Raw genomic sequence first — 12,562 nt, 5'->3', positions numbered from 1 at the left:
AGTTTATCCCACGAATTTAACTAAAACGCAGGATAAGCCCTATTGATTCAGTATAGATTTATACTTTGTTATAGGTTGGATTATAGTTAATTCCGGAAAAGAAATGCAGCATTAATATACGGGAATACCGGAAAAGCAAAGGCGCGGCAATTATTACTATACCGGCAACTGTTGTAATGTAAACCCAAGTTGGCGGATCTCCTGCAAAGTTGTAGAGCAGTATGCCCACCAACAACACTATCCCAACGGAGAAGCCATAACTGATATACATTGCCCCATAGAACAAACCTACTTCTACTTCATAATGAAGGCCGCAGACCGGGCAGTCTTCATACATGCTATCAAACTTACGCAGGTTATAGGCCGGATGCGTAAAGACTTTTCCTTGACGGCAACGTGGGCAAAGGCAGTTAATAATGGCTTCAGCTTTAGATGGTGCTGCCATTCTTTTTTTTCTTGTTGCTCTTATACCATAGAAATCCAACCGTACCTATCAGGATATAAGGGATCACCATCAGGTATAAGATACCGGTGTTTAATCCGGAACCAACTTCAGACTCAGGTTCTTTACTGCCTGTTCCTACATTAGATTCTACAGTTGCACGGCACATGGCGCACTGACTATAACCTTGCGTAGCTGTAATAAGCATCAAGCCTAACACCAGGCTAAAAACAAGAAGCACTTTTTTTATAGGGGTAATCATAAGACTCAAATTGTTAATCTATCTTACGTAACTCAGCTGTAGTACGGTGAAATAAGTAGATACACTAATACACCTGTTATGGCCACATACAGCCATATCGGGAATGTCCATCTGGAAATACGGCGATGACGCGAAAGCTGATTGGTAATACCAAAGTATACCGATAATAATACCAGCGGCACAATTACTACTGCCAATACTATATGCGTTAACAGTACAAAGTAATAGATATACTTCAGTACACCATCCCCGCCATAGATCGTTCTTTCCCCTAAAAAATGGTACGTTACATAAGAGACTAGAAATATGGCCGATAACCCAAATGCTGTTAACATAGCAGCACGATGTACCTTTACATTCTGCTTCTTAATGTTGATATAACCTACAACTAAGGCAATCGCTGTTAAAGAGTTAAGTATAGCATGCAATGGTGGCTGAAAAGATACATCAACAGCAGCATTGGCCGTAGATTTATCTAAAAAGAAAAGCGCTGCTACTGCCAGAGGTATAATTACTGATAGCACGGCTATCAGAAACATCATTTTCTTATCTCGGGCAGTGGTGGTATTATCTACTTTTACTGTACTCATCGAGTAAAACATTAATTTCTAAAATCATGCGATCAACTTCAGCAGGATCTGTCCCTTTATATACGCCTCTTACTTTTTGTTCTTTATCAACCAGCATAAAGCTATCATTGTGTATAAAGCCTTCTGCTCCTCCTGTTTTCTGTAGTGGCAAATGGAAGCCCTCTTGTGCTAGCTTATAAATTTCTTCTCGCTTACCTGTCAGGAAGTGCCATTGTGTGGTATCTGCTTTATAAGCTTCTGCATACTTGCTTAACACACTGGCTGAATCCTCTTCCGGCTTAACTGAGATAGAAACAAGCTGTATAGTTGGATTGTTCTGATAAGCTTCCTGCACCCGAACCAGTTGTGCATTCATCTTCTTACACATGTCAGGGCAATCTGTAAAAAAGAAACTAGCTATATAGATTTTGCCCTTCAGGTCTTCCTGAGAAAAACTTGTAGCGCTTTGGTCAATCAAGTTAAATTCTGGTACAGAGTTAAAAAGTGTATCACCTTTTGCATCTCGTAGTACCTCACCTTTATCATCAAGTTTCGGGAAGTATGATCTCAGCGTGAAATGATGCTCACCGAAAGTATAGATAAATATAAAAACGAAAATAGGCACTAATAGTAGGAGTCCTAATATTAGTGCCTTTAACTTAGTCATTCAGTACTTTTTATTTGAAATAGTTCGTTACCGACTCGAAGTAATAGCTTCCTTCTGCAATCAGGGCTACCATTAACCAGGCTACCAGTGCCATAGGTATAAGTACAGACCAGATCAAAGCTTTTGTCTCATGCTTTAAGTGCATAAACTCCCCTACAATGTAGAAAGCTTTGAAGATAGTAAGTATAATGAAGATTGCATTTCGTAGTGTTCCTGCATCCATAGTGAACGCAAAAAGGAATTCTACTGCAGTTAAACCTACCAGAATGATAAAAGTTCTCCAGATAGCTTTGGTCTGCGGCTTCGGAATTTCTCCGGTTGTATTATAATCGTGATCGTGATGCGTTGCCATTTTTTATAACATTTATACCTGAGTTTTCTTCCTTTCAAATACTACTTCAGGTCGTAGTTTATACTTTGTTCTATTAGATCAGGTAGAAGAATGTGAACACGAATACCCACACAAGGTCTACAAAGTGCCAGTAAAGACCAACTTTTTCAACCATTTCGTAGTGTCCGCGCTTATGGTAAACACCATTTACAGTATTAATGAAGATCATGATCAATAATACTACACCTGATAATACGTGCGTACCGTGGAAACCTGTTATAAAGAAGAACAGGTCAGCAAACAATGGCGGGCCGTACTGGTTTAATGTTAAGTTAGCACCAAATACGCGAGTACCATCTGCTAACAGCATACCAGTATCATCACCTGTTATAAAGTGAGTCCACTCCCACGCCTGGCAACCAAGGAAAGTCGCACCAAAAAGGATAGTCCAAAGCAACCACTTCTGCACATCATTTTTATCCATTCTGTGTCCTGCTTCTACGGCAAGTACCATGGTAACAGAACTTAAGATCAGGATCATGGTCATCAATGCCACGAATGCAAGCGGAAGATCAACACCATGTAATCCAGGGAAAGCATTAAATACCTTTTCTGGTATCGGCCACCATTCTGTAGAGAAAGTGAACGCTTCCGGTTCGCCTGTATAAGGCAAATGCTTATGGCGAGATAATCCGTAAACAATTAGGAAAGCTCCAAATGTGAACGCATCAGAAAGCAGGAAAAACCACATCATGAGTTTTCCATAGCTCGCTTTCATTGGTTCATTACCACCGTCCCATGTACCTGTGTTAGGTGCTTCCAGCGTAGTTGAAGTAGACATAGTTTATGTATAAAACGTGTTTAGTGATTTACCTGTAAAAAGAAGTACAAATATAGCCAAAGTCCTCCTAAAAAATGCCAGTATGTAGTACATAACTGTATACGCAGCATATTTTTTGAATGCACTTTATATTGAAGACTGGCTATCAGTACCATTAATAAAAATATAAGTCCGGTAATAAGGTGAAAACCGTGGACACCAGTAAGTACATACAGAAATGAGCCTGCCGGGTTGCTGTCTGCACCACCAAAGTATATGTTATTCTGTACCAGGTCGCCCCATGCGTTAAGCTGACCGTAAAGGAAAGCTGCACCTAATCCCATAGTAAGTAATACCATAATCTTTACCAGGTTCAGGTTATTCTTCTTGGCTGCAAAGTATGCCCATTGCATGGTAACGCTGCTTAACAAGATGATCACAGTGTTGATCACAAACATGCTAGGCAGGTCGAACTCCAGCCAGTTCCCTTCTTCTCTTCTCACGATGTATGCACTCGTAAAAGCGCCAAACATCATCAGGATACTGATAATGATCAGCCAGAGAGTAAATTTCAGCGGATGTACTCCGCCTGTAGTTTCGTTATCTATATTCGCAACCATAACTATAGGTTTACTTTATCTAAAACAAATGCGATCTGAACGATCGGTAAATATAAAAATGAACCAAACATGATATTCATGGCAGCCTTTTTAGAGCAGGTGCGCATAAGGTAAAATGTTTGTGCCAGAAACAGTACCCCACAAACTACAGCAATTAGTGCTGACGTTGTACCTGTCATACCAAACTGTAGTGGCAATAAGCTTAACGGGATCAGTACCAAAGTATAGATCATTATCTGGAAAGCAGTTTTCAGGTTTTTACCACCAGCCATAGGCAGCATTTTAAATCCTGCTTTTTTGTAATCATCATCCAGCACCCATGCAATTGCCCAGAAATGTGGAAACTGCCAGATAAACTGAATACCGAAAAGTATCCACGCTTCAACACCAAGTACACCTGTTGCAGCTACCCAACCTATCAAAGGCGGCATTGCACCAGGTATAGCCCCCACAAATACACATATCGGGCTAATACGTTTTAAAGGGGTATATACAAACCCATAAAGTATAAGCGAAAGCAACGAAAAAGCTGCTGTTAACAGATTGAAGGTATATCCTAGAATACACAACCCAGCCAACCCTGTTATGACACATACTGCAATAGCTTCAGCTATACTTACCGTACCTGTTGGTAAAGGACGCTTAGCTGTTCGCTTCATTAGCTTATCGTAATCCTTCTCTATGATCTGGTTAATGATATTCGCAGATCCCGTTACCAGTAATCCACCAATCATCACCAATGCTATTTCCCAGTAAGATGCTACCGGCCTGCCAAGTATAAATCCTATAGCACTGGAAAAGGCAACTGTAAAGCTTAGCCTGAACTTCAGTAGTTTGAAATATGCTGAGGCTTTAAGTCCCATATTTATATCTGGCAGTAGCGCTTTCTTCTCTTCTATCAACATCACTAAACTATAGCTACTGGCTTTTTAATTGCCTTTTTAGAGGCGTAATAATAAACAATCAAAATCATGAACTGCACCCCAAAAAGCAAAGCTGCAAATGTTAAGTGTAGAGGTTGCAAAACAGGTGGTATTGCAAAGTAACTTATTATGATACCAAATACTATTTCTGCTGAAACAATCACCAGCATTGCATTTGTCCAAAATGTAATTTGCTTATCTTTTAACTTATAAAGCTTATAAGCCAGATATGCATGCAATAAAACTATAACTATCGAGAAAGATCGGTGGATATAAAAATCTATTCCTAGGTTTTCAATCCATTTATCTCGTTGAGCCTCCCCTAAAGTATAGGCAATTTGATCGATTTCCTCCCTTATCTGTGTTCCCAGCAGTATCTGTCCAAATGTTGTCAGCAGTACTATCCAGATAAACAGATTCAATACACTATTATAAAGTAAGCTTTTTTCACTCTCCCTTTCCTTTACTCTTACTACTGCATATTGCAACAAACCTACTATCACAAGGGCCAAAGCCATGTGTATTGTTATAGTTACAGGCAATAGGTTTGTGGAAACAACAATAGAGCCCAGCCACCCTTCTATACCTACAAGTATAAAACTGATTAATGATAAGTAGAAAACAGTAGGATCAGATTTAAGAAAGGGAACTGAATATAGTAGTGTAAGGAAAATCAGAATGCCTATGGCAACTCCTACCAGCCTGTTCACATATTCTATCCAAGTTTTGGTTGGATTGAAACCTGTTTCGATGTATTGGCTTGGGTGTGAAAAGATATAAGATGCAATCTCCTCAAAACCTGCTTTGTCTAAATATCCAGCCAGCTTCTGGTTCTTCTCGATTCGCTTCTGCTTATATATTTCCAGGTAATCTTCTGGTAATTGGTTAACATTAGTTGGAGGAACCCAACTGCCGAAGCACTTTGGCCAGTCTGGACACCCCATTCCTGAACCAGTACTTCTTACGATTCCTCCAACTAAGATTAGAAAGTATACAGCAATAACTGTAAGAATTCCTATTCTTCTAAACTTCTTTGTCTTAGAAGATATGTTAACCATGAATGAAATTACTCTAGTACTCGCTCCTGTGGCAGATTAGATGTCTGCGTCTGAGAGAAAGGCACGTTCTGCGGAATAAAGTCTTCAGCAGCACCTGGTTTGCTATAATCGTATGGCCATCTGTAAACAGTTGGAATCTCTCCTGGCCAGTTACCATGTCCTGGAAGCACCGGTGTAGTCCACTCTAATGTATTTGAGTGCCAAGGGTTTTCTGTTGCTCTGCGTCCTTTAAAGATGCTGAAGATAAAGTTGAACAGGAATATAAACTGAGCACCGAATCCTAGGATAGCTGCAAGGCTGATAAAGGTATTCAGGTCAGTAAACATGTTGAATGCTTCAAAGCCTGTCCAGTTATAGTATCTTCTTGGGAAACCTGCTATACCGATATAGTGCATAGGCATAAATACCAGGTATACGGCAATAAAAGTCAACCAAAAGTGCACAAATCCTAGCTTCTCATCCATCATGCGTCCGAACATCTTAGGGAACCAGTGGTAAACACCTGTAAACATACCGAAGAACGCAGCAGCACCCATTACAAGGTGGAAGTGAGCAACTACAAAGTATGTATCGTGTAATTGAATATCAAGTGCAGAGTTACCAAGGATGATACCTGTCAGACCACCTGAAATGAATAGCGACACAAATCCTACAGCAAACAACATAGCTGCTGTGAAACGGATGTTACCTCTCCATAATGTAGCTAACCAGTTAAATACCTTCACAGCCGAAGGTACAGCAATGATCAATGTCAGGAACATGAATACTGAACCTAAGAATGGGTTCATACCAGTTACGAACATGTGGTGCGCCCATACTACAAACGATAGTACAGAAATACCTAACATGGAACCGATCATGGCACGGTAACCGAAGATAGGCTTTCGTGAGTTGGTAGCAATAACTTCTGAAACGATACCAAATGCAGGAAGAATTACAATATATACCTCTGGGTGACCTAAGAACCAGAATAAGTGCTGGAATAAGATTGGGCTACCACCTGTGTTCGATAAAGCTTGTCCGGCTATATAGATATCAGATAAGTAGAAGCTGGTACCAAAGCTACGGTCAAAGATCAAAAGTAATGCTGCTGAGAATAATACAGGGAATGATAATAAACCAAGTATAGCAGTCAGGAAAAACGCCCATATTGTAAGTGGGAGCTTTGTCATCGACATTCCTCTAGTTCTCAGGTTGATAATGGTTGTGATATAGTTAATACCACCTAATAAAGTAGACACAATAAACAATGCCATACTTACTAACCATAATGTCATACCTAAGCCAGAACCTGATATAGCCTGTGGTAATGCACTCAGTGGAGGATAAACTGTCCAACCACCACCTGCAGGACCTGTTTCTATAAACAGAGATGTGAACATTACTACGCTTGAAAGGAAGAAGATCCAGTAAGAAAGCATGTTCATAAAACCAGATGCCATATCACGGGCACCGATCTGAAGCGGAATCAGGAAGTTACTGAATGTACCACTCAAACCGGCAGTAAGCACAAAGAATACCATTATAGTACCGTGCATGGTAACAAGAGCCAGATAAAACTCCGGATCTAGTTTACCATTCTGTACCCAGCCTCCAAGTATAGGCTCCAGGAATGTGAAAGTAGCTTCTGGCCAGCCTAGCTGCAAACGGAACAGAACCGAAAGGAAACCTCCGATAAATGCCCATGCTATACCAGTGAAAAGGAACTGCTTGGCAATTACTTTATGGTCCTGGCTAAAAATGTATTTTTCAAAAAAGTTCTGATCGTGATGATGATCATGCTCATCGTGATGACCATGATGTAAATCAGATTGGTTGATAGCGATATCTGTACTAGACATTCTCTTAGTATTTAAAATGCTATAATTCTGTTTTCTCTACCTCTGCTGCAGCTTCCATCTGTGTTGCAGGCTGTTTTGCTGCAGTCGGCTGGAATTTAGCTATTACATCCGGATTTTGTGATGCAAATGACTTCTGCTCGGCTAACCATGCTTCATAATCTTCCGGCTCGTCTACAACTACTACATAACGCATTGCAAAGTGACCACGTCCGCAAATCTCAGTACAAGCCAACTCATACTTAAATTCCGGATTGCCTGTTTCGCTTTGCATTTCATATGTCGTTTTAGTAGGCACAAACCAGAACTTTGTAGGCATTCCTGGTACCGCATCCATCTTCTGACGGAAATGAGGCAGGAACACACTGTGGATTACATCTCTTGAGCGGATTTTAAATAATACTGGCTTCCCTTTAGGAATATGAAGTTCCAGCGGGTTTACTATATCGTCTTTAGAATTAGGGTCAGAGAAATCTATACCAAATTCATTAGTAGCGTCTATCAACGAAGTCTTAGTAATACCTAACTTACCATCAGCACCAGGATATCTTACCATCCAGTTGAACTGCTTACCCATAACTTCAACCACAACAGCATCAGCAGGAGCAGCACTTGTGATAGTAGACCATGTTTTCCAGCCTGCAAAAACCAAAACGGCCATAACTACTGCAGGTATCATAGTCCATACTACCTCTAGTTTGTTATTGTGAGGATAATAATAAGCACGCTTCTCATCTTTATGCTGATACTTATAAGAATACCAGAATAATAAGATTTGGGTGATAACAAACACGATTCCAATGATGATCATTGTTGTCCAGAACAAGCTGTCTGTCCATTCACCGTGCACGGAAGCCAAAGGCTGGTTCATTTCATCCCATGATGCAGAAAAAGACCAGGCAAAAGCTATACCGCCTATAATCAGGAATAGCAGCATCAGCGTACTATTCACTTTATTACTTGTTTTAGTTGTTCCTGCTGCCCTCTGAGATGAACCTCTGAAAATAGATGCCAGTGTTCCAATCCTGAAAAGAAGGAATAGAACTACTAAAAGCAGAAGGATAGATAAACCTATAGCGATCGTAATCATTATATTGTGTTTTTAGTAATTTCTCTAAACGTGATGGTGAATACTTTCTTCCAGGAAAGGGTGATTTACCGGCACAAGTGAAGCTTTTGCAAGACCCTTTGTGAATGTTACAAGGAATACCCCTAAGAAGATAAGTGTGGTACCAATCTCGATGAAACCTATACCTGCATCACCACGCATAGTTCCTGGCATCATCATCAGGTAGAAGTCTAACCAATGGCCGATCAGAATCGCGATTGTTACGATCTTTAACATGATCATCTGACGCTTTGCATCTCTTGTCATAAGAACAAGGAAAGGGAATACAAAGTTTATCAGTAAATTAACAAAGAAGATCCAAGCATAATGGTCACCTAAGCGGTCTAAGAAGTAGATTGATTCTTCTGGAATGTTTGCATACCAGATCAGCATGAACTGAGAGAACCATACATATGTCCAGAAGATTGAGAAAGCAAATACAAATTTACCTAAGTCATGCAGGTGGTTTGCATTAACCATTTTCAGGTAACCATTTTGCTTCAATATAATCACTGTTAGAGTGGTCGCTGCTAAACCTGATACAAACCAGCTTGCAAATACGTACCATCCGAACATAGTTGAGAACCAGTGTGTATCAATAGATAATACCCAGTCCCATGCCGCCATTGATGAAGAAACACCAAATACAACCAAGAACATTGCTGAAACTCTGATGCTCTTATGGTAGTAAGATGTTCCACCATGTAAATCTTCATTGATAGATAATCTTCTCAGCCAATTAAAGAAAAGTATCCAAAGGGCAAAGAAAACAACCATCCTGATCAGGAAGAACGCAGTGTTCAGATAACCTGATTTTCCTGAAATGATCGGGTCATAACGTGTATCATTTACATCGTAAAGGTATTCGTGCGTCCAGTGGAAAATGTCATGACCTCCGAAAAGGAAAACAATGATCATCACAACAGCTCCTATCGGAAGGAAATAGCTTAATGCTTCCGGAATTCGCTTTATCAATACAGACCAACCGGCATATGCCACATATTGTACTGCTACAAAGAAGGTACCTATAAGAGCTATACCTGAAAAATATACGTTATTCAACCATAGGTTCATGAATAAACGCTTAGACCAGGATGCTGCTTCATGAGTTGCTGCAGCCGCTTCTCCGTGACCTTCGCCATGATTCGCTCCACCACCGGCAGCCATGATAATGATTCCTGCTATTAACAGGATAACACCTATCGCTATCGTTAAGAAAAACTTGTTTGTTGTTTTTCGTGGTATAATGAGTCTTTCTTCTGTCATTATTGTCAAAAATTAATGCTCCAGTCTTAGTTATTAGGTGTTGCTGTTCTTGCTGCTTCTATTTCAGCAGTTGTTGTATCTCCAGCCGCTTCTGCTCCAGCTGTTACAGTAGTTCCTGTTTCACCTTTCTGCAGTTGCTGCACATACATTACAATTTTCCAACGCTCATTCGGATCAACCTGTGAACCATGAGGCATCATTCTACCACGACCATTTGTGATAACGTGGAATATATGACCTGCCGGAAGAGTGGCTACTCTACCTGCAGAGTAAGAAGGAACACCTTTAAATTTCTGTCCAACCAGACCTTGTCCATCACCCTGTTCACCATGGCATGGTGCGCAGAAACGAGTATAAAGAATCTTACCTTCTGCCAGATGCTTGTCTGTTCTTTCTAATGGATTCTGTAGTTCAACACCGGCTACTTCAGCAGTATCTGTTGTTAAATACATGTTGTATCCCTGCTTACCACGAGCAACAGTTCCACGAGCTGGCTGACGCATGTTCAATCCACCCGGGTTATACTTGTTCTCTTTTACCTGTGAATAAGGATCAAGAGGAACTGAATGGTACATATCTGGTGCATATTCTACACCTGGATCCTGCTCATTGCTGCAAGCTACAAGCATCGCAGTAGAAAAAAGTACAGCAGAGGCTTTTAAGCCTATATTCATGAAATTTTTCATTACTTGATTACCTCCTTCTCGTTTACTTCGATTGCGCCGTTATTGCGAAGCAGGTTGTTAAGAGCTGACATATCAGTTACGCCTTCTTTAACTTCTATCGCCATTACAAATTTATCATCTGTAGAGCGTTTGTCGAATACATTTACTTTGGTTGATGGCTTCAGACGTGATACAATAAAGAATGTGATCACCATACCGAATGCTGCACAAAGTACAGTTAATTCAAATGTTACCGGTATAAATGCCGGAAGGGAAATATGTGGCTTACCACCAATGATCATTGGCCAGTCAAATCCCAACATCCAGATCTGCATCCATAGTGCGAAAGATGTTCCGAAAAGACCGCAGAAGAATGCTACGATCGGAAGTCTTGAACGCTTGATACCTAATACATCATCTATACCGTGTACCGGGTAAGGCGAAAATACGTCATATATCTTAGTACCGGCAGCCCGAACATTTTCGATGGCTTCTAGAAGCACATCCTCATCATCGTAGATACCTAAAACGAACTTCTTATTCATTGCTATGATGTGTATTAGTGTTAGACTCAGGTGCAGTGCCATGCATTGACTTTGCATGAGAAGTATGGTGATGCTTCACTTCTGAAGAAGATTTCAGAATTGCTTTTACCTCTGCCATGTTTACTACCGGGAAGTACTTACAGAACAGAAGGAATAAAGTGAAGAATAAACCTATTGTACCTACATATATTCCGATATCGATAATGGTTGGAGAGAACATTGCCCATGATGATGGCAGGTAATCTCTGTGCAGCGACGTTACGATGATCACGAAACGCTCGAACCACATACCAATGTTAACAAAGATTGATATGATAAAAGTAGCTGTTAAACTTCTTCTGATTTTTCTGAACCAGAAAAGCTGAGGTGTGATTACGTTACAGGTCATCATTGACCAGTATGCCCACCAGTAAGGTCCAAATGCACGGTTAATGAAAGCATACTGCTCATATTCAACACCTGAATACCAGGCAATGAAGAATTCTGTAGTATAAGCAATACCTACAATAGAACCTGTAAGGATAATTACCTTATTCATTGATTCCACGTGCTCCAGCGTAATGTAGTGCTCCAGGAAGAACACTTTTCTGGTGATGATCATCAGGGTTAACACCATCGCGAAACCTGAGAAGATAGCACCTGCTACGAAGTATGGAGGGAAGATGGTGGTGTGCCATCCTGGAATAACTGACGTTGCAAAGTCCATAGATACAATGGTGTGTACAGAAAGTACCAGTGGCGTTGCAAGACCAGCAAGGATTAATGATACAGTCTCATATCTAGACCATGCCTTAGCAGAACCAGTCCATCCCATTGATAGGATTGAATATGCTCTTCTTGCAATAGGACCAGTAGCTCTGTCACGGATGGTAGCAAAGTCAGGGATAAGACCGATATACCAGAAAACCAGTGAAACTGAGAAGTAAGTTGAGATCGCGAATACGTCCCAAAGTAGTGGAGAGTTGAAGTTTACCCAAAGCGAACCGAATGTGTTTGGCAATGGTAATACCCAATAAGCTAACCACGGACGGCCCATGTGTAATACCGGGAACATCGCGGCACAGATTACGGCGAAGATTGTCATCGCCTCGGCTGCACGGTTAATTGAAGTTCTCCACTTCTGACGGAACAATAAAAGGATTGCTGAGATTAGCGTACCGGCGTGACCAATACCTACCCACCACACGAAGTTGGTGATATCCCATGCCCAACCAACTGTTTTGTTCAAGCCCCATTCACCGATACCATACCAAAGGGTACGGTAAACAGAGTATAAAAATATGGCGAGGCCTACCAGGGCAACAGCAAGAGCAGCAGCCCAACGCACGTTAGGCTTTGCTTCTACTTGTCTGCAGACATCTTCGGTGATGTCGTGGTATGTTTTCCCTCCTGTTACCAGAGGCTCTCTTATCGGAGATACATGCTGCATAACTCTCTCGAATTTTATT

15 protein-coding genes are annotated in these 12,562 nt (G+C 40.8%); all 15 read right to left on the bottom strand.

Features of this window, described 5'->3' with window-relative positions; translation table 11 throughout:
- Nucleotides 1–58: 58 nt before the first annotated feature.
- The 15 genes from MJ612_RS14715 to nrfD all read right to left on the bottom strand — a co-directional run bounded on the left by MJ612_RS14715 (nt 59) and on the right by nrfD (nt 12,543).
- A complete protein-coding gene (locus MJ612_RS14715) occupies nt 59–445 on the bottom strand; it encodes a DUF983 domain-containing protein (protein WP_187030903.1) in 387 nt (128 codons plus the stop codon).
- On the bottom strand, nt 429–704 hold the full coding sequence (locus MJ612_RS14710) for a hypothetical protein (RefSeq protein WP_250419200.1): 276 nt from the start codon (nt 702–704) through the stop codon (nt 429–431). Before MJ612_RS14710 ends, MJ612_RS14715 begins: the two co-directional genes overlap by 17 nt.
- A 32-nt stretch (nt 705–736) precedes the next feature.
- Nucleotides 737–1,294 (bottom strand): DUF420 domain-containing protein, encoded by a 558-nt coding sequence (locus tag MJ612_RS14705; protein ID WP_187030905.1) that lies wholly within the window; start codon nt 1,292–1,294, stop codon nt 737–739.
- Nucleotides 1,272–1,898 (bottom strand): SCO family protein, encoded by a 627-nt coding sequence (locus tag MJ612_RS14700; protein ID WP_250419199.1) that lies wholly within the window; start codon nt 1,896–1,898, stop codon nt 1,272–1,274. The genes MJ612_RS14705 and MJ612_RS14700 overlap by 23 nt, the downstream gene beginning before the upstream one ends.
- Before the next feature lie 52 nt (nt 1,899–1,950).
- Nucleotides 1,951–2,292: a cytochrome C oxidase subunit IV family protein gene (locus MJ612_RS14695; protein WP_187030909.1), complete on the bottom strand. Its 342-nt coding sequence runs from the start codon at nt 2,290–2,292 to the stop codon at nt 1,951–1,953.
- 73 nt (nt 2,293–2,365) lie between these two features.
- Nucleotides 2,366–3,112 carry a cytochrome c oxidase subunit 3 gene (locus MJ612_RS14690; protein ID WP_187030911.1) on the bottom strand — a complete coding sequence of 249 codons (747 nt, stop codon included), beginning with the start codon at nt 3,110–3,112 and terminating at the stop codon, nt 2,366–2,368.
- 20 nt (nt 3,113–3,132) lie between these two features.
- Nucleotides 3,133–3,711 (bottom strand): cytochrome c oxidase subunit 3, encoded by a 579-nt coding sequence (locus MJ612_RS14685; RefSeq protein ID WP_187030913.1) that lies wholly within the window; start codon nt 3,709–3,711, stop codon nt 3,133–3,135.
- A 2-nt stretch (nt 3,712–3,713) separates the two neighbouring features.
- Nucleotides 3,714–4,574, bottom strand: a complete 861-nt coding sequence (gene cyoE / locus MJ612_RS14680; RefSeq protein ID WP_250419198.1) for a heme o synthase — start codon at nt 4,572–4,574, stop codon at nt 3,714–3,716.
- Nucleotides 4,575–4,618: 44 nt separating this feature from the next.
- Nucleotides 4,619–5,692 (bottom strand): COX15/CtaA family protein, encoded by a 1,074-nt coding sequence (locus MJ612_RS14675; protein WP_187030917.1) that lies wholly within the window; start codon nt 5,690–5,692, stop codon nt 4,619–4,621.
- 8 nt (nt 5,693–5,700) lie between these two features.
- Entirely contained in the window at nt 5,701–7,533 is a 1,833-nt protein-coding gene (locus tag MJ612_RS14670; RefSeq protein WP_187030919.1) for a cytochrome c oxidase subunit I, read from the bottom strand.
- A gap of 19 nt (nt 7,534–7,552) precedes the next feature.
- Nucleotides 7,553–8,620, bottom strand: coding sequence for a cytochrome c oxidase subunit II (locus tag MJ612_RS14665; protein WP_187030921.1), 1,068 nt, complete (start codon nt 8,618–8,620; stop codon nt 7,553–7,555).
- A 24-nt stretch (nt 8,621–8,644) separates the two neighbouring features.
- Nucleotides 8,645–9,904, bottom strand: coding sequence for a quinol:cytochrome C oxidoreductase (locus tag MJ612_RS14660; RefSeq protein WP_187030923.1), 1,260 nt, complete (start codon nt 9,902–9,904; stop codon nt 8,645–8,647).
- Nucleotides 9,905–9,930: 26 nt separating this feature from the next.
- Nucleotides 9,931–10,578: a c-type cytochrome gene (locus MJ612_RS14655; RefSeq protein ID WP_250419197.1), complete on the bottom strand. Its 648-nt coding sequence runs from the start codon at nt 10,576–10,578 to the stop codon at nt 9,931–9,933.
- A gap of 11 nt (nt 10,579–10,589) precedes the next feature.
- Nucleotides 10,590–11,114 carry a DUF3341 domain-containing protein gene (locus MJ612_RS14650; protein ID WP_187030926.1) on the bottom strand — a complete coding sequence of 175 codons (525 nt, stop codon included), beginning with the start codon at nt 11,112–11,114 and terminating at the stop codon, nt 10,590–10,592.
- A complete protein-coding gene (gene nrfD / locus MJ612_RS14645) occupies nt 11,107–12,543 on the bottom strand; it encodes an NrfD/PsrC family molybdoenzyme membrane anchor subunit (protein ID WP_187030928.1) in 1,437 nt (478 codons plus the stop codon). Before nrfD ends, MJ612_RS14650 begins: the two co-directional genes overlap by 8 nt.
- Nucleotides 12,544–12,562: the final 19 nt, after the last annotated feature.

The sequence above is a fragment of the Pontibacter deserti genome (assembly GCF_023630255.1).
GTDB lineage: Bacteria > Bacteroidota > Bacteroidia > Cytophagales > Hymenobacteraceae > Pontibacter > Pontibacter deserti.
The sequence above is the reverse complement of the archived record's forward strand: the minus strand, read 5'-3'. Positions and strand labels throughout refer to the sequence as shown.

Excerpts from the sequence above, each read along its gene's own strand:
- MJ612_RS14710 (WP_250419200.1), bottom strand. The coding sequence starts at position 704 with ATGATTACCCCTATAAAAAAAGTGCTTCTTGTTTTTAGCCTGGTGTTA.
- nrfD (WP_187030928.1), bottom strand. The coding sequence starts at position 12,543 with ATGCAGCATGTATCTCCGATAAGAGAGCCTCTGGTAACAGGAGGGAAA.
- MJ612_RS14665 (WP_187030921.1), bottom strand. The coding sequence starts at position 8,620 with ATGATTACGATCGCTATAGGTTTATCTATCCTTCTGCTTTTAGTAGTT.
- MJ612_RS14675 (WP_187030917.1), bottom strand. The coding sequence starts at position 5,692 with ATGGTTAACATATCTTCTAAGACAAAGAAGTTTAGAAGAATAGGAATT.
- MJ612_RS14685 (WP_187030913.1), bottom strand. The coding sequence starts at position 3,711 with ATGGTTGCGAATATAGATAACGAAACTACAGGCGGAGTACATCCGCTG.
- MJ612_RS14650 (WP_187030926.1), bottom strand. The coding sequence starts at position 11,114 with ATGAATAAGAAGTTCGTTTTAGGTATCTACGATGATGAGGATGTGCTT.
- MJ612_RS14670 (WP_187030919.1), bottom strand. The coding sequence starts at position 7,533 with ATGTCTAGTACAGATATCGCTATCAACCAATCTGATTTACATCATGGT.
- MJ612_RS14690 (WP_187030911.1), bottom strand. The coding sequence starts at position 3,112 with ATGTCTACTTCAACTACGCTGGAAGCACCTAACACAGGTACATGGGAC.
- MJ612_RS14660 (WP_187030923.1), bottom strand. The coding sequence starts at position 9,904 with ATGACAGAAGAAAGACTCATTATACCACGAAAAACAACAAACAAGTTT.
- cyoE (WP_250419198.1), bottom strand. The coding sequence starts at position 4,574 with ATGGGACTTAAAGCCTCAGCATATTTCAAACTACTGAAGTTCAGGCTA.
- MJ612_RS14715 (WP_187030903.1), bottom strand. The coding sequence starts at position 445 with ATGGCAGCACCATCTAAAGCTGAAGCCATTATTAACTGCCTTTGCCCA.
- MJ612_RS14705 (WP_187030905.1), bottom strand. The coding sequence starts at position 1,294 with ATGAGTACAGTAAAAGTAGATAATACCACCACTGCCCGAGATAAGAAA.
- MJ612_RS14655 (WP_250419197.1), bottom strand. The coding sequence starts at position 10,578 with ATGAATATAGGCTTAAAAGCCTCTGCTGTACTTTTTTCTACTGCGATG.
- MJ612_RS14695 (WP_187030909.1), bottom strand. The coding sequence starts at position 2,292 with ATGGCAACGCATCACGATCACGATTATAATACAACCGGAGAAATTCCG.